18 protein-coding genes are annotated in these 21730 nt (G+C 65.9%); 3 read left to right on the forward strand and 15 right to left on the reverse strand.

Annotated elements, in window-relative coordinates; genetic code table 11:
* Positions 1-36 precede the first annotated feature (36 nt).
* Entirely contained in the window at positions 37-1650 is a 1614-nt protein-coding gene (locus tag BG61_RS11780) for a methyl-accepting chemotaxis protein (protein ID WP_035929106.1), read from the reverse strand.
* 238 nt (positions 1651-1888) lie between these two features.
* On the opposite strand from BG61_RS11780, the gene BG61_RS11785 reads away from it, so the two are divergent.
* Positions 1889-2326, forward strand: a complete 438-nt coding sequence (locus tag BG61_RS11785; RefSeq protein WP_035929108.1) for a PaaI family thioesterase — start codon at positions 1889-1891, stop codon at positions 2324-2326.
* Between the two features lie 85 nt (positions 2327-2411).
* On the opposite strand, the gene BG61_RS11790 is transcribed toward BG61_RS11785, so the two are convergent.
* From BG61_RS11790 to BG61_RS11830, 9 genes are all read right to left on the reverse strand, one after another.
* Entirely contained in the window at positions 2412-3260 is an 849-nt protein-coding gene (locus tag BG61_RS11790) for an ureidoglycolate lyase (RefSeq protein ID WP_035929110.1), read from the reverse strand.
* Positions 3261-3300: 40 nt separating this feature from the next.
* On the reverse strand, positions 3301-4044 hold the full coding sequence (locus BG61_RS41850) for an SDR family oxidoreductase (RefSeq protein WP_035929112.1): 744 nt from the start codon (positions 4042-4044) through the stop codon (positions 3301-3303).
* A 51-nt stretch (positions 4045-4095) separates the two neighbouring features.
* Positions 4096-4938 (reverse strand): amidohydrolase family protein, encoded by an 843-nt coding sequence (locus BG61_RS41855; RefSeq protein ID WP_035929115.1) that lies wholly within the window; start codon positions 4936-4938, stop codon positions 4096-4098.
* Positions 4935-5984: an aldo/keto reductase gene (locus tag BG61_RS11805; RefSeq protein ID WP_035929117.1), complete on the reverse strand. Its 1050-nt coding sequence runs from the start codon at positions 5982-5984 to the stop codon at positions 4935-4937. Before BG61_RS11805 ends, BG61_RS41855 begins: the two co-directional genes overlap by 4 nt.
* A gap of 10 nt (positions 5985-5994) precedes the next feature.
* Entirely contained in the window at positions 5995-7311 is a 1317-nt protein-coding gene (locus BG61_RS11810; protein WP_370818057.1) for a UxaA family hydrolase, read from the reverse strand.
* 748 nt (positions 7312-8059) lie between these two features.
* On the reverse strand, positions 8060-8374 hold the full coding sequence (locus BG61_RS11815; RefSeq protein ID WP_035929274.1) for a UxaA family hydrolase: 315 nt from the start codon (positions 8372-8374) through the stop codon (positions 8060-8062).
* 29 nt (positions 8375-8403) lie between these two features.
* Positions 8404-9441, reverse strand: coding sequence for an ABC transporter permease (locus BG61_RS11820; protein ID WP_035929277.1), 1038 nt, complete (start codon positions 9439-9441; stop codon positions 8404-8406).
* Positions 9431-10948, reverse strand: a complete 1518-nt coding sequence (locus BG61_RS11825) for a sugar ABC transporter ATP-binding protein (protein ID WP_035929278.1) — start codon at positions 10946-10948, stop codon at positions 9431-9433. Before BG61_RS11825 ends, BG61_RS11820 begins: the two co-directional genes overlap by 11 nt.
* An 8-nt stretch (positions 10949-10956) precedes the next feature.
* The gene (locus BG61_RS11830; RefSeq protein ID WP_035929282.1) at positions 10957-11985 is read right to left on the reverse strand and encodes a sugar ABC transporter substrate-binding protein; all 1029 of its coding nucleotides are present in this window, start codon (positions 11983-11985) and stop codon (positions 10957-10959) included.
* A 222-nt stretch (positions 11986-12207) separates the two neighbouring features.
* On the opposite strand from BG61_RS11830, the gene BG61_RS11835 reads away from it, so the two are divergent.
* Both BG61_RS11835 and BG61_RS11840 read left to right on the forward strand, forming a co-directional pair.
* Positions 12208-13008 carry an IclR family transcriptional regulator gene (locus tag BG61_RS11835; protein ID WP_035929284.1) on the forward strand — a complete coding sequence of 267 codons (801 nt, stop codon included), beginning with the start codon at positions 12208-12210 and terminating at the stop codon, positions 13006-13008.
* A gap of 121 nt (positions 13009-13129) precedes the next feature.
* Positions 13130-13675, forward strand: coding sequence for a hypothetical protein (locus tag BG61_RS11840; protein WP_035929288.1), 546 nt, complete (start codon positions 13130-13132; stop codon positions 13673-13675).
* 174 nt (positions 13676-13849) lie between these two features.
* On the opposite strand, the gene BG61_RS11845 is transcribed toward BG61_RS11840, so the two are convergent.
* The 5 genes from BG61_RS11845 to BG61_RS11865 all read right to left on the reverse strand — a co-directional run bounded on the left by BG61_RS11845 (position 13850) and on the right by BG61_RS11865 (position 21640).
* Positions 13850-16273, reverse strand: coding sequence for a bifunctional acetate--CoA ligase family protein/GNAT family N-acetyltransferase (locus BG61_RS11845; RefSeq protein WP_035929373.1), 2424 nt, complete (start codon positions 16271-16273; stop codon positions 13850-13852).
* A gap of 194 nt (positions 16274-16467) precedes the next feature.
* On the reverse strand, positions 16468-17445 hold the full coding sequence (locus tag BG61_RS11850) for a fimbrial protein (RefSeq protein ID WP_035929290.1): 978 nt from the start codon (positions 17443-17445) through the stop codon (positions 16468-16470).
* Between the two features lie 18 nt (positions 17446-17463).
* A complete protein-coding gene (locus BG61_RS11855) occupies positions 17464-20121 on the reverse strand; it encodes a fimbria/pilus outer membrane usher protein (protein WP_051672437.1) in 2658 nt (885 codons plus the stop codon).
* A gap of 133 nt (positions 20122-20254) precedes the next feature.
* On the reverse strand, positions 20255-21001 hold the full coding sequence (locus BG61_RS11860) for a fimbrial biogenesis chaperone (RefSeq protein ID WP_306434161.1): 747 nt from the start codon (positions 20999-21001) through the stop codon (positions 20255-20257).
* A 75-nt stretch (positions 21002-21076) separates the two neighbouring features.
* Positions 21077-21640, reverse strand: a complete 564-nt coding sequence (locus BG61_RS11865; RefSeq protein WP_035929293.1) for a fimbrial protein — start codon at positions 21638-21640, stop codon at positions 21077-21079.
* Positions 21641-21730 lie beyond the last annotated feature (90 nt).

A 21730-nucleotide genomic window follows, 5' to 3' on the forward strand; every position in this document is an offset into this window, starting at 1 on the left:
CGATCGGGCCGCAATCAGCCCGCAATCAGCCCGCGCTCAGCCCGCCGCCAGCTGGCCCGTCCGGAACGACGCCTCGCGCGGCGCGCGCTCGTCGCGCTCGAACGCCGCATCGGCAATCCGGAACACGGACACCGCCGCCTTCAGCTGGCGCGTCTGCTCGTGCAGCGAGGCCGCGGCAGCCGCCGCCTGCTCCACCAGCGCGGCGTTCTGCTGCGTCATCTCGTCCATTTGCGTGACGGCCCGATTGACCTGCTCGATGCCCGTGCTCTGTTCGAGCGACGATGCGCTGATGTCAGCCATCATCTGCGTGACGCGCGAAATGGACGACGACACCTCGCGCATCGCCTGCCCCGCCCGCTCGACGAGCGCGGAGCCGTCGCTCACCTGCGACACCGATTCGCCGATCAGCTCCTTGATCTCCTTCGCCGATTGCGCGCTCCTCTGCGCGAGCCCGCGCACCTCGCCCGCGACCACCGCGAAGCCGCGCCCCTCTTCGCCCGCGCGCGCCGCCTCGACGGCGGCGTTGAGCGCGAGGATGTTGGTCTGGAAAGCGATGCCGTCGATCACGGAGATGATCTCCGCGATCCTGTCGGAGCTTTGCGCGATGCTGCGCATCTTCTCGACGACTTCGTCCACCACTCCCGTGCCGCGCGACGTGGCCGCGAGCGCCTCGCCGGCGAGCATGTTCGCTTCGCGCGCGTGGTCGGCGTTCTGGCGCACCGTCGCCGTGAGTTCCTCCATGCTCGACGCCGTTTCCTCCAGCGACGCCGCCTGGCTTTCGGTGCGCGCGGACAGATCCGCGTTGCCGGTCGCGATTTCATCGGCGCCGAGGTTGATCGAATCCGACGTCTCGCGCACCGTCGCGACCGTGCGCGCGACGCTCGCCTGCATCGCCGCGAGGCCGGCGAACAGACGCCCGATCTCGTTGCTCCCGCGATCAGCGATGCGCTCGTCGAGCAAGCCCCGCGCGATTCGCTCGAAGTGCCGCCCCGCTTCCTCGAGCGGCGCGACCACGCCACGGCGCAGCGCGGCGTGCACGAGCACGATGCCCGCCACCAGCGCGACGAAAATCCCCGCCCCGACCGCGCGGAACAGGAAAAAGCGCGCATCGATGGATTCGATGTACGCGCGGCCGGCGGCGTCGCCGAATTTCACGAAATTCTGCTGCTCGGCGAGATAGCGGTCCTGGAAGCCTTGCGTCGGCTGATCGAGGAATGCCTGGATGTTGCCGGCGTCGAGATACTGGACCAGCTCGCCGAGCGCCTTCGCGTACGCCGCGTATTTCTCCTGAAGCGCGCCCGTGCGCGCCTGATTGTCGTCGCCGGTCTTCGGTGCGCCGACGAATGCGCCAAACGACTTGTCCGCGAGCGCGAGCTGCTCGCGCGCATGCTGGACGATCTCGACGGGCTCGGCGCCGCCGCGCACCATGCGCGTGCCTGCCCGCGAGAGGTTGATGCGCGCGTCCATCAGGTGCTGCGTGGTCTCGTTGACCGCGTTCACCTGCCTGAGCGCGATATTCGACAGATTGCCGACGTCGTCGTGCGTACGCGACAGCGACCAGAAACCGAGCCCCTCCGTCACCACCTGAAAGAGACAGAACACCACCAGTACCGCCAGCAATCCCGATGCAACCTTGATTTTTCCGAACATCCCTGACACCCGACTTCTGAATTGGCCCTGCGCAAGCGGCGACAGCAGGGTTTACGGCAATACGGGCGGAGGGCTTGAACGACGTTTCGTACGATTCCCCGGGTTCGCTACGCGGACGTCGGGGTGAAATGCGGATGAAAGATTTTTTCGCTGGCTTTTGGAGAATTTCTTGCAGTGTGGGCCAACGCTACCTACAGTCTTTGCAGGACCGCGCCGAACCCACCCAAGGAGTGTCCGAATGGCCGAAATCGTCGATATCGCACGCGGGGCGCTGAACGCGCAGCCGTTCAGTGCATTGCTCGGAACGAAACTGATGCAGGTCGATTCAGCGAGCCTCACGCTGTGTCTGACCATTCGCGACGATCTCAGGCAGCAACACGGTTTCGTGCACGGAGGGGTGGTGAGTTATCTCGTCGACAATGCGCTGACCTTCGCGGGCGCACTGAGGCTCGGCCCGAAGGTGGTCACCGGGGAATACAAGATCAACTATCTGCGGCCCGCGGTGTCCGGGACGCTGATGGCGCGGGCCCGCGTGATCCATGCGGGCATGACGCAGGCGACCTGCCAGTGCGACGTCTACGTGACGGACGGTAATGCCGAGCGGCTCGTCGCCGTCGCGCAGGGCACGATCAACCGCATCGTCGAAGGCGCGCCCGAACCGATGTTCAATGCGTGAGGCGCTGGTCCGCGCTCTGCGTGGTCAGGCGTGCATGAAAAAACCTCGCCCAGCGGCGAGGTTTTTTCTTGCCGGGCGCCGCCGCTTACTTCGCGGCAACCGTCCTTTGACGCTGTTCGCCGAGGCCCTGAATGCCGAGGTGAATCGTCTGCCCGGGCTTCAGGTACACCGGGTTCGGCTTCACGCCCATGCCGACGCCGGGCGGCGTGCCCGTCGAAATGACGTCGCCGGGCTGCAGGCTCATCGTCTTCGACAGATACGACACCAGTTGCGCGACGTTGAACACCATCGTGCGCGTGTTGCCGTTCTGATAGCGATGGCCGTCTACTTCGAGCCACAGGTCGAGCTTCTGCGGGTCCGCGATTTCGTCCTTCGTGACGAGCCACGGGCCGATCGGTCCGAACGTATCGAAGCCCTTGCCCTTGTCCCACTGCGTGCCGTGCTCGAGCTGCCACTCGCGCTCGGACACGTCGTTGATCACGCAATAGCCCGCGACGTAGTCGAGCGCGCTCGCCTCGTCGACGTATTTCGCCTCTTTGCCGATCACGATGCCGAGTTCGACTTCCCAGTCTGTCTTCTTCGAATCGCGCGGGATCTCGACTTCGTCGTTCGGGCCGCAGATCGCGCTCGTCCATTTGCCGAAGATCACCGGCTCGGTGGGCACCGGCAGGTTCGATTCGGCCGCGTGGTCGGCGTAGTTGAGGCCGATGCACACGAACTTGCCCACCCGCCCGACGCACGGGCCGATGCGCGGCTCACCCGGCACGACGGGCAGCGACGCCGGATCGACGGCGCGCAGTTTCGCGAGACCGGCATCGGTCAGCGTGTCGCCGGCGATGTCGTCGACGACCTTCGACAGATCGCGAATCTTGCCTTCCGCATCCAGCGCGCCCGGCTTTTCCTGACCCTTCGGCCCAAAACGAAGCAGTTTCATCTGGTTTGATCCTCGTATTTCAAAAGGTGTTTCGATTGCCTCAGTTCGACCAGCCGCCGTCGATCACATGGATCTGGCCGGTCGTGAACGACGATTCATCCGACGCGAGATAAAGCGCGAGCGCCGCGATTTCCTCCGGCTTGCCGACGCGCCCCATCGGCTGGCGCGCAACGAACGCCGCGTGAACCTGCTCGATGGTCGCGCCCTGCGCCTTCGCCTGTTCCGCGATGCGCTGCTGCAGCGAGGGCGAATCGACCGTGCCCGGGCAGATCGCGTTGCAGCGTATGCCGCGCGTGACGAAGTCGGCGGCGACCGCCTTCGTGAGCCCTATGACGGCCGCCTTCGACGCACCATACGCGAACCGGTTCGGCACGCCCTTCACGCTCGACGCCGCCGACGACATGTTGATGATCGACCCGCCGCCATTGTCGAGCATCGCCGGCAAAAACGCGCGGATCGTCCGGTACATCGCCTTCGCGTTCAGGTTGAAGGAGAAATCCCAGTCCTCTTCGGTCGTTTCCAGAATCGTGCCGGCATGCACGAAACCGGCGCAGTTGAAGAGCGCATCGACGGCGCCGATCTCCTTCGCCAGGTCATTGACGGCCCGCGGGTCGAGCACGTCCAGCTTGCGGACCTCGAAAGGCTTGCCTTCGAGCGAACCGGTGCGGATGTCGGTCGCGATCACGCGCGCGCCCTCGGCCGCGAAACGCTCGGCCGTGGCGAGCCCGATACCCTGCCCCGCTGCCGTGATCAGAACGGTCTTGCCTGCCAGTCTTTGTATCATCTACGACTCCGGTTGAAATTGTTTTTGAGACACGTCGTGCATATCGCGCGTTCAAAGGCGGTAGAAAGCACGGGCGTTTCCGCCGAAAATCGCGTCCATGCCCGATTTTTCGAGATTGCCGCGAGCACCGGTGAGCGCCTGTGCCGCGCGGTGCCAGCCGGCGTAGTCACCGTTCAGTTCAAGCACCGGCCAGTCGCTGCCCCACATCAGGCGTTGCGCGCCGAAATGTTCCAGAAGATGTTCGACGTAAGGTTTCAATATCGTTTCGTCGCATTCCGGCGCCGCTTCGGTCACGAGGCCCGAGAGCTTGCAATGCAGCTTCTGCGGCAGCGCCGCGAGTTGCGCGACGCCGTCGGCCCACGGCTGCCAGCCTCGCGCGCCATCGCGGATCGGCGGCTTCGCGCCGTGATCGACGACGATTCGCAAGTCGGGATAGCGCTTTGCGAAAACCAGCAGCGAAGGAACGTGGCGGGCAAAGATCAGAGCGTCGAAGGCGAGATCGAGTTCGATCAGTTTTCTGATCGCGGCTTCTTTCGGCGCGGTTTCGATCCACCGGTCGTCGGGCAGGTCCTGCAGCATCGGCCGCACGCCCTTGAACTTCGGGTGCTGCACGAGTTCTTCGAGCAGAGCGGGCGCGTGCTGCGCGTCGAGCGGCACCCAGCCGACCACACCCGCAATCGATTCTTCCGCACGCGCTAGGTCGAGCAGATAGCGCGTTTCCTCCACGGTCGGTGCCGCCTGCACGACGACCGTGCGCCCGATGTTCGCCGCCTCGCGCAACGGCTTCAGATCGCCGGGACCGAACACGCGGTACAGAGGCTTCAGGTCGGCCGTCAGCCATCCGTAATCGCCGCGCGCCGGGTCCCAGTAATGCTGGTGAGCGTCGATTTTCATCGCGGCACCGGCGCCGCCTGATGCAGCAAGCCGTCCGCACGCAACGCGTCCCACAGCGCGGCGGGGAGGGGCTGCGCGAACGACGCCGCGTTCTCATGCACTTCATGTGCGCTGCGCGCGCCCATCAGCACCGTGGCGACTACTTTATGCGCATAAGGAAATTGCAGGGCCGCGCTCGACAGCGCGACGCCGAGCTCGCGGCACACGCGTTCGAGCCGCCCGACCTGCTCGACGATCGCCCGCGGCGCATCGCCGTAGTTGAACTTCAGATCGCCTTCCGCCTTCGCGTCGAGGCCCCGCGCCAGAATGCCGGAGTTGAACGCGCCGCCAAGCAGGATGCTGACTTCGCGCTTCTCGCAAGCGGGCAGCAGGTCGTCGAGCACTGCCTGCTCGAGCAGCGTATAGCGGCCCGCGAGCAACGCGCAGTCGATGTCGAATTCCGCCATCGCCTCCATAATCGCCGCGCCTTCGTTCACGCCGAGCCCGACCGCCTTCACGCCGCGGGTCTTGCGCAGTTCGTCGAGTGCGCGAAAGCCGCCTTCGTTCGTCAGTTGCCGCCAGTAATGCGCGTTCTTTTCGCCGTGCGTGTAGCGGCCGATGTCGTGAATCAGGACGATGTCGATATCGGCAATGCCGAGCCGCTGCTGGCTGTCTTCGAACGAACGCAGGATGCCGTCGTAGGTGTAGTCGTAGATTGCCTGGAAGGGCAGCGGATTCGCCCAGCCTTCGCTGCCGTCATATGGCGTCGTGCGCGGCACGAAGCGGCGCCCGACCTTGGTCGACAGCACGTAGTCGGCGCGCGGATAGCGGCGCAGCGCGTCGCCGAGCCGGTGTTCCGCCTTCGTGTGCCCGTAGTGCGGGGCCGTGTCGAAGAAGCGGATGCCCACGGCCCAGGCGGCATCGACCGTCGCGAGCGCGGCTTCCTCGGAAAGCTCGTGATACAGCCCGCCGAGCGGTGCGCTGCCGAGCGACAGCGCGCTCACTTCCAGCGCGGTACGGCCGATCCGGCGACGGCGCTGTACGGCTTCGAATTTTTGCGTGCTCATTCGCGCGACCTCACTGCAGTGCGATTTCCACGACATTACGCGCCGCCGCGCCCGCGGGCAAACACGCGGGTCCGACCGGCTCGAACGTCTTGTACGTCAGGATGAACTCCTGGTGGCCGAGCGCTTCCGACTTCGACGGCGCGCCCGCCGCAACCGCCACCGTCACGTCGAACACTTCGCGGCCGACTTCGTCGAGTGTCGCGCGGCCTTCCAGGATGCGGCCCGCGTCGACATCCATGTCGCCCGCGAGGTTGCGGTACGTCGTCGGGTTCGCGCAGACCTTGATGACGGGCGAGATCGCCGAGCCGACCACCGATCCACGCCCGGTCGTGAACAGGATCACGTGTGCGCCGCACGCGATCAACTCGGCGATTTCGGCGTTGTCGCTGATGTTCGGAAAGCCGAAGCGCGGCTCGCCGTCGGGCACGACGTCGAGCAGGTACAGGCCGCCCGTCGGCGGAATGTCGCCCGGCTTGACGATGCCGACGATCGGCGACGCCCCGCTCTTCGCATATGCCCCGAGTGATTTTTCTTCCTGCGTGGTGAGCCCGCCGTCCGCGTTGCCGACCGCGAACGAGCCGTGGCCGAGAATCGAGTAATAGCGTGCCGCCTTCGCGACGCACGCGACTATCTCCCGGCCGAGTTCGGGCCGCGCCGCGCGCTTTTCCATGTGATATTCGCAGCCGACGAGTTCGCCTGTTTCCTCGAAGACGCACGCGGCGCCGGCCTCGACCAGCGCGTCGAACGCGCGCCCGACTGCCGGGTTCGCCGTGATGCCGCTCGTGCCGTCCGAGCCGCCGCAGATCGTGCCGACGATCAGTTCGTCGAGCGCCATCGGCACTTTCTGCTGGCGGCCGAGGGTCTCGCGCGCCTCGCGCACCCAGTCGAGGCCGTTCTGGATCGTGCTGCGCGTGCCGCCCTTTTCCTGGATTGTCAGGACGTGCGCGGGGCGGCCGCTCGCGCGCACCGCGTCGACGAGATGGTGCTTGTTCATGCTTTCGCATCCGAGCGACACGAACAGCACCGCGCCGACGTTCGGATGCGTGGTCAGCCGCTCCATCATCTTTTCGGCGTAGCTGTTCGGGTAGCAGCCCGGAAAGCCGATCAGGTGCACGGGCGGTTCCTGTTCACGGGCGGGGTCGTCGAAGGCATCGAAGGCCGGGCGGAACTGCGCGACGATCTCGCGCGCGACGTGATGCGCACATTCGACGAGATACGCCACCGCGACGACATTGCGGATGCCTTTGCGGCCGTCGGCGCGTAAGTAGCCTTGCAGTTCGGGAGATTGCGCGTTCGTGATCGTCATCGTCATGGTATTTGGTTGCATTTGCCACCCTTTGCGGGGTGGGAGTCGCTTTTCGTATCGTGGCCGATGGGGCTTGGGGTTCGGGCTTCTACACCGTTTGATGCACTTCGGCCTCTATGAAACTTGCTTTGTTCGCGGTCTATTAGCTCGCCCCTGTGCGGGGCGGCAGTCACTTTCTTTGCTGCTGCAAAGAAAGTAACCAAAGAAAGCAGCCGTTTCGCCCGCAATTCCTTTTGATCCCACCCACCAAGCTGGCACAGCCCCTAAGTGTCACCCCCACAAATCCCCCGCCTTGGCCCGCGGACCCACTGAGACAACGCACCCTCCAACTCAGTGGTAAGCATTTCGTTCCGCTCCCTCCTCGCTGCGCTCGGACGTCGGGCCATCACAAACCAGTGCTTCGCTCCAGTCTGGCGCTTAACCAAGCGCACCACCCATTGCACCTCTCGTCAGAGCGAAGCAAAGACGGATGGATGACTGCCTTACCACTTCGTCTAAGGGCGCGATGCCGCAGTGGGTCCGCGTACCAAGCCCCGTAACTACCCGAGGGTGACACTCCCACGGTCGGGCCACTCTGAAAAACTCGAACGTGGTCACGTCCTAACACCGCTTACCCCATAGCTGCTTTCTTTGGTTACTTTCTTTGCAGCAGCAAAGAAAGTGACTGCTGCCCCGCACAGGGGCGAGCTAATAGACCATTAAGAAAACAAGTTTCATAGGAACCTACGTGCATCAAACGGTGTAAAACACCCCGTCCAAGCGCCAGCGCCTATCCCACGAATGTATTCCCCACATCATGCGTATACGTCGGCAGATAGTCGCTCGCGAGATTATGCGTATGCAGGTGCTCGCCCTTTCGCACGCCGCAGGTCACATGCCCAATGACCGCCCCGTAGCGCAGCACCTTGTCATCGGCCTGCAGCGCGCAGCGCGCAATCTTGTGCGCCAGTTCGATGGTCTTGCCGAGCGTCACCCGCTCGCCGTCGATCACCACCGTCTCGCCCGCCGCAAGCCGCGCACCGGCAATCAGGCAGTTGTCTTCCGGGCTCAGCAGGATCAGCCGCGAATCGGTTTGGACATTCATGTCATGCGTGTCTTGCACAGTGGCTCCTCTCAGTCCTGACCTTCGCCGCCCGCGAGCCGCGCCACCATCAGCGAGCCGAGGATGATCGCGCCGTAAATCGCCTGAATCCAGAACGACGGCACCTGGGCGAGCGTCAGCAGGTTCTGCACGACGCCGAGCAGCAGCACGCCGGAGAGCGCGCCAAGCATCGTGCCCTTGCCGCCATCGAGCGAAATACCGCCGATCACCGCCGCCGCGAACACCGTGAAGATCATTCCGTTGCCCTGGTTCGCGTTGATCGCGCCGACGTAGCCCGTCACGATCAACCCGCCGATCGACGCGAGCACGCTGCCAAGCACGAACACACCCCACGTGATGCGCTCGACGCGAATCCCCGCCGCGCGCGCCGCCTGCGGATTGCCGCCGATCGCGTACAGCGCACGGCCGAGCCGGTGATAACGCAGCATGAATGCGGCGATGCCGAACGCGACGGCCGCAAGCCACACCGAGACCGGCAGCCCGAGCACCAGCGTGGTGGCAAGCGTGAAGAACGACGGCGGCATGTCGAAGAGCGTCCCGCCCTTCGTCGCGCCGACCAGCATGCCGCGCAGCACGATCAGCATCGCGAGCGTGACGATGAAGGCGTTCAGCCGCAGCCGCACGACGAGAAAGCCGTTGACGAAGCCCACTGCCGCGCCCACCACGACGATCGCGAGCAAGCCCGCCGCCGCCGGCCATTCGAACCCGAATCCCGCCGACGCGGCCGGCATGACGAGCATCGCGCCAACGGCGGGCGCGATGCCGACCGTCGATTCCAGCGACAGATCGAATTTGCCCGTGAGCACGATCAGCGACTCGGCGAGCACGACGAGCGCAAGCGCTGCCGACGCGCCGAGAATGCTGATCAGGTTCGCCTTCGTGAGAAAGCTCGGGCTCACGAACGCGCCGATGGCGAGCAGGAGCGCGAGCGCGGGCAGCAGCGCGAGATCGCGAAACCGCGCGAGTTCGATACGCGGGCGCGCGCGCACGCCGACGCCAGCGCCGGGGGCGCCGCCGGCCATCGCCGGACTCGGAACGTTATTCTTCATGGAGACTCACCCCTTCCACCGATGCAATCAGTTCATGGTCCTGCCAGCCGGCAGGAAACTCGGCCGCGATGGCACCGCGAAACATCACGAGGACGCGGTCGCAGGTGCGCAGGTCATCGAGCTCACCCGACACGACCAGCACCGCCTTGCCCTCTTCGCGCACGCGATCGACGACCGCGAGCAGCGCTTCCTTCGATTTCACGTCGACGCCCGCCGTCGGGTCGATCAGCACGAGCACGTTCGGGTCGGTGGCGAGCGCGCGCGCCATCACGACCTTCTGCTGGTTGCCGCCCGAGAGGCCCGACACCGCGTGATCCGGCCCCTGCGTCTTGATGCCGAGCGCGTCGATCATGCGGCGCCCGAATGCGTTCTTCTTCGCCGGCGACGCGATGCCGAAGCGCCCGAGCGTGCGCGCGATCGTCATCGACGCGTTCTCCGCCACCGATTGCGACAGCACGAGCCCCTCGCGATGCCGGTCCTTCGGCACGCAGCCGACACCGGCGCGAAGCGCGGCGGGCACGTCGCCGGGCGGCAGCGCGCCGCCGCCGACACGCACCGTGCCCGCGCGCTGCGGGCTCAGCCCCGCGATCGCCTCCGCGACGCTCGTGCGCCCGCTCGATGTCGCGCCGGTGAGCCCGATCACTTCGCCGCGCCGCACGCTGAACGACACGCCTTCGTAGTCCTCGCCCGCGAGCCGGTCGACTTCGAGCGCGACAGGCGCGTCGGCGGGCAGCGCGGGGCGCGCCGCCGCATCCGCGACGGCCAGGCCGCCCTGCTCGCCCGTCATCGCCTCGATCAGCTTCTCGCGCGGCAACGCGGACACCGGCGCGCTCACGATATGCCGCGCGTCGCGCAGCACCGTCACCGCCTGGCAGATCTCGTACACCTCCTGCAAATGGTGCGAGATGAAAAGGAACGTCACGCCTTCGCGCTGCAGTTCCTCGATGCGCCGGAAGAGCCGCTTGATCTCCTCGCCGTCGAGCTGCGCGGTCGGCTCATCCAGGATGATGAAGCGCGCGCCGTACGACAGCGCCCGCGCGATTTCCACGAGCTGCCGCGCTTCCACCGTCAGGTCGCTGGCGCGGGCGTTCTCGCGCACGTCGATCTTCCAGTGGCCGAGCAGCGCCCGGGCGTCTAGGCGCATCGTGCGCCAGTCGATCACGCCGCCATTGACCGGCTGGCGGTTGATGAACAGGTTCTCCGCGACGGACAGTTCGCGGATGATCGTCGAGTGCTGATAGACGCACGCGACACGTTCGCGCCACGCATCGCGGTCCGCGATCGGCGGAGCCGGTTCGTCGTGAAAGCGCACCTCGCCGGTATCGGGCTTGCGCAGGCCGGTCAGCATCGAGACGAGCGTCGACTTCCCCGCGCCGTTGCGCCCGACGAGCGCATGCGACTCGCCGGGCATCACGCGGATGCTCACGTCGTTCAGCGCCGCGGTGGAGCCGAAACGCTTCGTCACGTTGCGCGCTTCCACCACGGGAACGTTCAGCATGGCGCTCATGGCATCGCTCACTTGATGGTGTTGCCCCAGAGCGACTTGTCGTCGACGTTCGACTTCGTCACGAGCGGCGCGGGCAGCTGGTCTTCGAGAATGCCGGGCGCGCGCTGCACGATCGTGCTGCCGTGATCGGTCGGACCGGGCTTGAAGGTCTGTCCGGCGAGCGCCGCCTTGATGTAGAAGAGGCCGTATTTCGCGTACAGGTCGGCGGGCTGGGAGATCGTCGCGTCGATTTCACCGCGGCGGATCGCCTCGTATTCCTGCGGAATGCCGTCGTTGCTCACGATCACAATGTGCTTCGGATCACCCGCCTTGAAGAGCAACTGCTTGCGGCGCAGCGTCTGCAGCGTCGGCGACAGGTAGACGCCGCCCGCCTGCATGTAGATCGCCTTCACGTCCGGGTTCGCAGTCAGGAGGCTGTCGAGCGCGGTCGCCGCGACCTCGCCCTTCCACGCCGCCGGGATTTCGAGCAGCGACAGGCCCGGATATTTCTTCAGGCACGCGCGAAACGCCTCGGAGCGGTCACGGCCGTTCACCGACGCCAGATCGCCCATGATCTGCACGACCTTGCCCGACTTCACGTGCTCGCCGATGTAGTCGCACGCCTTCGAACCGTACGCGCGGTTGTCGGCGCGCACGACCATCGCGACCTTGCCCTGCGTCGGCGCGACGTCGACGGCGACGACAGGCACGCTCTTCGCCGTCGACGCATCGAGCGCGCGGCTGATCGCGGCCGAATCCAGCGGACCGACCACGATCCCTTTCGCGCCGAGATTCAGCAGGTTGTTCATGTCGGTGATCTGCTGCGCGGGGTCGCCGTTCGAATTGACGGGCGCAAGGATGTCGAGCCCCATTTCCTTCGCGTAGACCGGCAGGTAGTTGTTGTACGACTGCCAGAACGGCGACGTGAGCAGCGGCAGGCCGAGGCCGACCTTGCCGGTTTCGGCGGCATGCGCCGCGCCTGCGGCTCCCGCCGCCACGATGACCGCAGCGGCAGCGATGAATCGGCGGGCCGTGGGGAGCCCCTTGATGAACGTCATGCTTGTCTCCTGATGTACTTGTTTGACTGCTTTCGACTTCGACCCTTGGGGTTTGCCTTGATGCGCTAATTCATCAGTGAACGTATTATTCATATACGGATAACTCGAAGTCAAGGAAAGTGCGCTGCAGCATCGGTCGGTGATTTCCCTAGCACGCGGCGCTCGCCGCGAAGGCGACAGACGGCTTACACTCGGCGCGGCCAAACCATGAACCGACCCAGAATGGATGTCGAAGACACCAACGATGCCGACCGCTACCGCGCGCCCGCGCTGGACAAGGGACTGGACATCCTCGAACTCCTCTCCGAGCAGAAGGAGGGGCTCACGCGCGCCGAGATCACGAAGCTGCTCGGGCGCAACGCGAGCGAGATGTACCGGATGCTGGAGCGGCTCGTCGCGCGGCAGTACGTCGTGCGCTCGCCAGGCGGCGACCGCTATTCGCTGAGCCTGAAGCTCTATGCGCTCGCGCATCGCCATCCGCCGATGAACCGGCTGATCTCCGAGGCGCTGCCGGTGATGCAGCGTTTCGCCGATACCGCCGAGCAGTCGGTGCATCTCGCCGTCTACGACCGCGGCAACCTGCTCGTGATCGCGCAGGTCGACGGGCCGGGGACTTGGGGCATCTCGGTGCGGCTCGGCTCGCGCGTCGGTCTGATCGACACGGGCTCAGGGCGCGTCATGCTCGCGTTCCAGACGCCGGAGCAGCGCGAGCACATGCTCGCCGAGCACACCAAGGTAAAGGGCGAGATCACGCTCGACGCCGGGGCGCTGGAAGCGGCTTACCGGCAGATACGCGAAGACGGCTTTTCGCGCAAGGACAGCGCGCAGACCGTGGGCGTGACGGACGTGACGTTTCCGCTGCTCGGGCCGTCGGGTCAGGCGATCGCGGCGCTGACCTGCCCGTATCTGCGGCGCATCGACGAATATGTCGCGCCGTCGATCGAGGACGTCACCGCGCTGCTGAAGGAGGCGGCGGCAGGGTTGTCGATCTTTCCCGCCGCACCCGGGCAGGATTCGGGCTGACGTGCGATAAGCCGGGCTGGGCCGGTCAGGACGGGTCGAGACGCGCTAGAATGGCGGCCCTCTCAAAAGGCGGGCGGCTTTCGAGCGGCCTCCCGCCATCTCTCCGACGCAAGCACTTTCAATGGCGAAACTCCTGTCCGACCCCGAATTCCAGCGCTTTTCCGAGCTCCAGCAGAAGCAGGCCAGCTTCACGATATCGTCCGATGAAGCGGATGAATTGCGCGACATCGTCGCCCGCGCGCAGAAAAAGCGCGACGACCGCGCCGCCGCGATGCAGTCGATCGAAGCCCACATCCGGCAGTTCGACATCACCCCGGACGAGCTTTTCTCGCCCGAGCAGATCGGCGACGCGGCCCGCACGTACGGGCTGATCCCGGCCGCGAAAAAAGAGCGCGCCCTGCCGCCGCAACTGACGTACAACGGCAAGCCGTATCAGTGGACGGCGCGCGCCCTGCCCGACGATATCCGCGTGCCGCTCTTCGAGACGTTTTCGTCGGGTCAGTCGGTGAAGGCGTTCATCGCGACGCCGAAAGACGCCACGCGCTGCGCCGCGACCATCGCGCGGCTGGAGCGCGAGACGGGCAGCGCGTATGCCGATGCGTGGCTCGCGGAACTTGCGCTCTCGCGCGCCCTGGTGGACGAGGCGCTGGCGAAGCTAGCCGCGTGAGGCAGCCTTCGCGGGGCCGCGCCCGGCGGACGGTTCAGTCTTTCGGAGGATGGTCTGTCGCGAGGTTGCGGTAGCCGTGCAGACGCGATCGTTTTCCTGAATCGAGCGCACGCCGCCGGGCGGTCGCGATGCCCGCCTTCCCTGAATCGCTGCCTCTGCGCAGCGATTCGTCGTTTACGGCGCCGGTTCGGAAACGACGCCCGGTTTCGTTTCGCAAAGCCGCATCCGGAATCCGACGACGCCCGGATCCTCCGTCAGCGATACCTCGAACCCGACGCGCCGCGCGAGCTCGATCATCCCGGTGTTCTCGCGCAGCGCCTCGCCGACGAGCCAGCGGGTGCCACGGTCGCGGCAGTAGTCGATGATCCGCGACAGCAGGAGCGACCCGAGCCCGCGCCCCTTCATGTCCGAGCGCGCGGCGACCGCGAATTCCGCGGTCTCGTTGTCCGGATCGGCGATCGCGCGCACGACGCCGAGCGTCTCCGTCACGCCGCTCGAATCCGTCCGGCATGCGATCAGCGCCATTTCGCGGTCGTAGTCGATCTGCGTCATGCGAGCGAGTTGCGAGTGGTCGAAGCTGCGCACCGCGCCGAAAAAGCGCAGGCGCAAATCCTCCGCCGTATTCGCGGCGACGAACGCGCTGTGCGCGGCCTCGTCTTCCGGGCGAATCGGCCGCACGGTCAGCCGCATGCCGCGCCAGTCGAGCGTCTCTTCGAGACAGCGCGGATACGGTACGATCGCGAGCGGCTTGCGGTGCGCGCCGAGCGTCAGATGCGGCTCGTGGACGACCACGGCGTCGCGCGTCACGCGCATCGTGAGACGTAGCGCGACGATCTGCTCGACATCGCAGACGAGCCGCGACAGCGCCGTGAGCGCCGCGAGCAGCGTGTCCGTGGGCAGTTCGCGGGCGCGCGGCGAGCGCGTCAGCAGATCCCGTGAGAGCACCGGATTGAGCGGCGGCAGCGCGAATTCGTGCAGCGCGTCCGGCAGGCCGAGCGCCCCTTCCGCCCTGAATTCGAACACCGGGCCGAACACGCGGTGATTGAGCAGCCGCACCTGGATTTCCACCGCGTCGTGGCTTCGCGGCCCCGGCGGCCCCGGCTTCACGACGATGTTGAAACGCGCCAGCACGCGCGCCGCGCGCTCGCCCTCGAGTTCCGCGATGCCGCTTTTCAGCGCGGCGCGCACGTCGCATTGCGCGGCGTCGATTTCGTCGGGGATCACGGCGGGCAGGCCATCCGGCGTCTGCATCAATAGTTCGCGGGCCTGCCGGTAGTCGACGAGACGGGCGAAGCCGCGCGCGAGCCGCTGGGGCGTGGTGTGCACGGGGATGCCGTGGCCGTGCAGTTCGTCGCGCGTCGCGGCATCGGCGCAGCCGAAGAAGCACGCCAGCAAGCCGCGGTACGCGTGGCGCTGCTGCGCGATCAGCGCGCGCGCGACCTCCGCGACGGGCGCGCTGTGCGTGGGCGCGTGCACGACGAACGCCGTGCCGGTCTCGCGATGCGGCGCGAGCGCCTCGAGCGCGACGCCGAAGTCGGCGGGCGACGCGTCGTCGCCGAGGAGCAGCGGATTGCCCGCCTGTGCACGCGGCAAGGCGGCGGCGAGCGCGTCGCGCGCCGCGGCCGGCCACTGCGCGAGGCCGTCGCCGGCCGAGCAGAACGCATCCGCGGCGAGCGCCGCCACGCCGCGATCGCTCGTGATGACGGTCGCGACGTCGCTCGCCGCCACGCGCCCGACACCGAGCGTCTCGATTTCGTCGAGCAGGTCGTCGAGCGAATCGACGCGCACCAGGCCCGCGCGGCGAAAGGCGGCGCTGTAGAGAGCGTCGAAGGGGTCGTCATGGCCGGTTCGCAGCGCGAGTACCGGCTTGTTGCGCGCCGCGGCACGCGCCGCCGACATGAACTTGCGCGACGCCCGCACCGATTCGACGGCGAGCAGGATGGCGCGGGTGGACGGGTCGCTTGCGAGGAAATCGAGGATGTCGCCGGTGTCGACGTCGGCTTCGTCGCCCAGCGCGACCACCCGCGAAAAGCCGAGCCCGCGCGCGCCCGCCCAGCCGAGGACACCATTCGTCAGCGCGTTCGACCCCGAGACCCACGCGACGCCGCCCGCCTTGATCCCGCACGACGGCGCGCCGAGGCACGCCCCGAGCGACGGCGTCATCACGCCGAGACTGCCCGGCCCCACGACGCGCAGCAGATGCGGCCGCGCCGCCGCGAGCGTGCGCGCGGTCCAGTCGTCGCGATCGAGGATACGCCAGCGCGTAGCGGCCTCGCCGTGGCGCTCGCCCGCCTGGCCGACGATCACCACCGCCTTCGTGCCGCGCTCGCCCAGCCGCTCGACGATTTCCGGCCATGTCGGCGGCGGCGTGCACAGCACGGCGACGCTCGGCGCTTCCGGCAGGTCACGGACGCCGAAGAAAACGGGACGGTCGTCCAGTATTTCGTGCTTCGGGTTCACCGGCCACAGCGGCCCGCCGAACCCGCTCTTCAGCAACTGCGACCACACCATCGCGCCGATGCTGCGCGGGCGCGACGACGCGCCCACGACGGCGATCGACTTCGGGCGAAAGAGGACATCGAGGTTGCGGACGGTCATGATCGCTCCGAGCATCGGATGACTGGCGAATCGGTCTGCGTAGGATAGGCGATTTCGGGCGGGGGTTGCGTCGGAGCCTGTTGCGTTGGCGCGAGCAAGGGGTGCGAACGCTGAGTAGACTGGCGACGCGAGGGGAGTCGCAATCGCCATCGAGGAAGGAAAGCAGATAGCCGGGACGTGGGCCACGGACAGCGTTACTGATAGCTCATCGTGTACGTGGCGGCCGCCTGTACCGTGCCCGTCGCCGTGCCACCGCTCAGCCGGTAGTACTGCGCGGAAAATGGAATGGTCGTGTTGCCTGAAGTGTTCTCGACGACCTTATGCGCCTGATCGAGCACGATGGGGGCATCCGAGGCGTCGAGCAATTGAATGCCGATGCCCGTTGCCGTTCCCGTCGACTTCACCACCGAGTCGACACCCGATGCCCCGGCCGCGCTGCTGAACGTCACGTTGACCTTGACGCCGGATTGGCACGTCAGGGCGATCGAAAACGGAGTCTTGCCGGATACGGCACCGGTTGCAGCAAGCGTCGAGCTATTGGCCGTGCGCATCGAGACCGTTTGATTGGCGGTCGCGGCCGTTACTGAGCATGTGACTGCTTTCACGGCCGTGCCGTCGGCGACGTACATGTAACCGGCGTCGTTGTTCAAAACATATCCCGTGTTCAATACACCGGTTTTGTACGACGCGGCGGAGCCTAACGTCGCATTGGTCACGGGGCCAGTCTTTACCAGTTCGAATGTTCCCGCGAGGTCGAATTTGCCCGTTGCGTCAGTCTTGCCCAGCGACGCTTGGGTCTGGCACCCGCCCGTATCGTCAAGCGCGACGCCCGCATTGTTGCGCACCCGCATACCTATCCCCGTCACCCCCGTGGCATATACGCCGGACAAACCCGCGACCGCTGCCTTCGTCGGGCAAGCGACAATATCCTTGTTGAATAACGCCGCCGACACGCATTGGCCGCTCAGCCTGAACGACTTTATCGTGCCGGGAATGACCTCCCCGACCGAGAGATTCACCGGGACGGCAACCGAGCCGTAAGCGAAGATCGGCATCCCGCCCGTGACCGGGCAGTCCGCGCGCGCTGCGCAAGACCAGCCAAAAAACACCGAAAACACCACCAATGCCTGCACCAGCAAGCGTGCGACATTCAATCGATCAGGCTTGTTCATTCCCTGCCTCCATCAGAATCAGTTGGTTTTGGTGGCTGCGAGCGCGCTCGCGTCAGTCCCGGTCTTCGCCTCCAGCAACGCGCCCGCCACACACTGCGACTCGACCGACAGATACCCCATCGCCTTCTCGCTCTTTGCCGGCAGCGTGTATTTGATCCGGCACAGCTCGGTCGGACCGTCGCCCCATTTGACGCTCAGCACGCCGCTGTCCTCCAGCCCGCGCGCGAAGATCCGGCTGTCCTGTCCGACCACGCCAATCGAGCGGCCCTGCTCGTCTTCCACGCTCGCCCCGAACGGCAACGCACCGCCACCCAGCTTCGGCGCACGAACAAGCGCTGCGCGCCCGCTGACCGTCTCGTACTTCAACATCACGACCGATCCCGCACGCGGCGCGACCTGCGCGGATGTCGACTTGAACTCGACGTCCGTCGACGTGCCCTTCGGGTCGATATCCACGACGTTCATGCTGTACGGCGACAGAAACGGAACCACCGCGTAGCCACGGGAATCCACCTTCGTGCCCGGCGCGTTCGCTACGTTGGCGCCCTTCGCCGCCGGCGCCTGAACCACCGCGAACGTATCGCCGACGGTCTGCGAGAACGTCACGCCGCCCGGATGCGCGACGATCGATCCGGCCACGCCGGCCGACATTTGATGCGTACCGCTGCCGCCGCTCGCCGACGCATTGATCGAGGCGTAAGGCGCGCGATACGTGCCACTTACTCCCGCCGTGCCGGTGTTGTTCGACCCGCCCGCGTTGTAGGTGCCATAGCCGTTGTACGAAAACTGGTTGAACTCGCCGAGCGAACCGCTGACGTTCGCCTGCGTGTTCGTGCCGCCGTTGGAGTTGTGCGAAACGTTCGTCGTCAGCATCGGCGCATGCGCTGCCTTGCCGAGCGGCAGCGTCGTGCTGAGGAAATATTCGTTCGACAGACGGCCGTCCATCGCCCGTGACCGGCCGGCCGTCACGCTGTACGTGCCGTACTTGAAGCCGTTCGTGTAGCCGGCCTGATACAGCGTGTCACTGCCGCCGCGATTCCAGTAATTCTGCGAAGAACCGGTCAGGAACACCGTCCCCTGCGCACCCAGCCGCTGATTGACCGTGACCTGCACGCGATTGCGCTGGCGCAGAATCGAATCGATATCGCCGCCGCGGTTCGCTATGTCGCGCACCGACGCGGCGTCGTTCAGATTGAGATAGCCGGACGTCGAAAAGCGGTAGGCGGCGACGGCCACGTTCGTGTCGGTCGGCGTGAAAAACTTGCTATAGCCGATGCGCAAGCTCGTGCCGCGCATCGATTGCTGGTTCGGCACGTCCGTTTGCGAGCCGGTCACGTCCATCGAGAACGCGCCGATCTTCGTGTTCAGCGCGGCACCGACGTTCAGCGCGCCGTAGCCGCTCGCGCCGATCACGCCGCCGTAGGCGGTGATCGCGTTGCTCAGGCCGCGCTGCATCGTGAACTGGCCGAACACCGGCTTGTCTTCGAGCGCGTCGTTGCGCAACTGCCCCGCCGTCGCGCTGAAACGCGTGACGCCCGGCCGCAACAGCTGCGCGACCGATGCGAACGGCACCGTGAAGGTCTTCGTGCGTCCGTCGGCTTCCGTGACCGTGACGACGAGATCACCGCCGTAGCCGGTCGAATAGAGATCATTGATTTCGAAAGGACCCGGCGAGACATTGGTTTCGAGCAGCACCTGACCGTTCTGGCGAATCGTCACGTGCGCATTCGAATCGGCCGTGCCGCGTACGACCGGCGCGTAGCCGCGCAGCGATTCGGGCAGCATGCGGTCGTCGGTCGCGATCTGCGCGCCGCGGAACGACACGCTGTCGAATACTTCCCCGGTCGTGTACGCGTCGCCGAGGGTGAGCTGGGCGCGCAGCTTGTCGACATCGCGCTGCACGTAGGTCGCGATGTTGTCGAACTGGGTGGATTGCCTGGTCGCGGACGTCACCGACGACTGATGCCGAAAATGCCACGCACCGACGTTCACACCGGCGTTGAGCCCGAGATAGGTTTGCGTCGAATCGATACCTGAGCCGCCCGTGCGGAACGTGTTCGCGTTGTAGCTGAGAAAGCCGGCGTTGACGCCCTGATCCCATTGATCCGGCGACACATAACCGCGCGCCGAATTGCGCATGTACGCCTGCGGCACGCTCAGGTCAAGGCGTTGCTCGGTGAAATCGAAGTCGACGCTCGCCCCCGGCACGACGCTGCCGATGTCGCCGCACGATTCGGCTTCCGGCGCAGCCGCAGTCGCGCTGCGTCCTGCGGCTGCGTCGGCCTTCCCGAGATCGACGCCCGCGCGCAGCAACAGGGCGCGGCTGATGCACGGGCGAGCGGCGGCGTTGCCGTCGTTCGCTGCAAAGCGGACGCTTTCGCGCGCGAAACGCGAGCCGTTGATCACAATCTCGACCACATAGTTGCCCGGCGACACCTGGTTGCCGCGAGTGAAGCGGCTCACGTCGACCGCCTGCCCGCCCTGCTGGAGCAGGAAGGTATTGTCGAATTCGATCTCCTGTCCCCTGCCCGACTGGGCCGTGCTGGGCACGGAACCTTGTGCAGACGCCCCCGGAGCCGCGGCGCTGGCCATCATCGCCAGTGCGATCGCCGCGAGCGGCTTGAGACGGAGCACGAAGTCGTTCTGTTTGGATAGGGAGATGGCTGAGGTTTTCATGATCCGGGGCGGTATCGATTGGGTCGCGATCAGGCGCGAGTGGTCCCGCCGGGCCGCATCGAGCGGTCCGGACGACATGCGCGTCCTGCTTTGGAGATGCGCCGTCCCTATGCGGGCGGCGCCGGCGCCCGGGCTAGTTGCCGAGCGGGACTTCGTGCGGCATGGCGCCGCCGTAGTCGCTGATCGCGATGTATTTCAACCGGGCGCCGGCAGGCATCGCGTTGAGGTCCTTGATCGGGAAGACGGTCGTACCTTTCGGTTCGACCATCCCGCCAATTTCGTTCTTGAAGGTCTTGCCGCCGTCGACGACGTCGATTTCGCTGAACGACACGTGATAAACCGACGGATTGGTCGCGCTCACCGCATAACCTTTGCCATCAACTGCCGGCACGACTTTCCACGTCACGTTCGCCGCGGCGTCCTCGGGCGTGCCGGGCAATCCCTTCGGACGGGCGAAGACTTTGATGCGCGTGCGAAACGCAAACTGCAGCGTGTTCACATCCGGTGCCTGCTTCGCCTTCGGAGGCACGTCGAGCACGTTCAGCCAGAACACGGATTCGCGATCCTGCGGCAACGCTTCGCCGGTGTACATCATGCGCAGCGTCTGCGACTTACGGCCGTCCATCCGAAAAATCGGCGGCGTAAGGACGAAGGGTGCGTTTGCTTCGTCGGGCTTTGCGTCGGCATTGCCCCTGTCCATCCACACCTGCACGAGCGACGGATCTGCACGGTCGTTCTCGAGCTTGACGGTTACCTCACGGCTTTCAAGGGGATAAACGACGCGCGTGCCACCCACCGTAACGCTTGCACCGGCACTGCCTGCGACCAGCGCCGCCACCATGCCCAGACCACATGCAACTCGAGTAAGCGACTTCATCATCTATCTCCTTGAAACCTGTCTCTAAATTTGGGTAAAAGACAGGCATCCGCGCCCGCGGATGCCTGTCGATACGGCTTACTGATACTGCATCGTGTATTGAACCGACGTGCTCAGCGGACCTGCGGTCGCTACACCCGTCGCAAAGTACTCGGCGAAGTACTTAAGGTTTGCAGCGCTGCTGACGATTGCTGCGCCGTTGTTGGCGATGTCGTTGTTCGCGCCGGTCACGACGTTGATCGGCTGCATCGAAGCGTTGAGCAAACGAACCTGAACATTCGTTGCGCCGCCCGCGGCCTGGTTCTTGAGATATCCGGTGGTCTGGTCGATCGTCGGACCGTTTTCGAAGCGCGCGACAGCCTTCGTTGCGCCAGCCGAGCAGCCAGTCAAGGCGAACACCAGATCAGTTGCGGCCGAAGTGCCGGCAACCGCGCCGTTCGCACCCAGCGTGCGCGTCGACACCGTCGGCAGCGTGACGGCCTTGTCGGCAGCGCCGGTCGCCTTCGCGTCGATCGAGCAGGTCGTGTCCGACACCGTGCCCGTGAAGCTGATGGTTCCATCGGCAGCTTGCGCGCCGGTCGAAGCCAGTGCGACGGTGCCGATAGCCGCGACAGTCGACAGAGTGGAAAGAATGGATTTCATTTGGTGTCCCAGAGGAGTGGATGGCAAGGTGGGTAGCGCGGCACTCGTTTTCCGTTCATTCAGAGCCGCAACGCAGTAGTGCGATCTCGT

The sequence above is a fragment of the Caballeronia glathei genome (assembly GCF_000698595.1).
In the GTDB taxonomy this organism is placed as follows: domain Bacteria; phylum Pseudomonadota; class Gammaproteobacteria; order Burkholderiales; family Burkholderiaceae; genus Caballeronia; species Caballeronia glathei.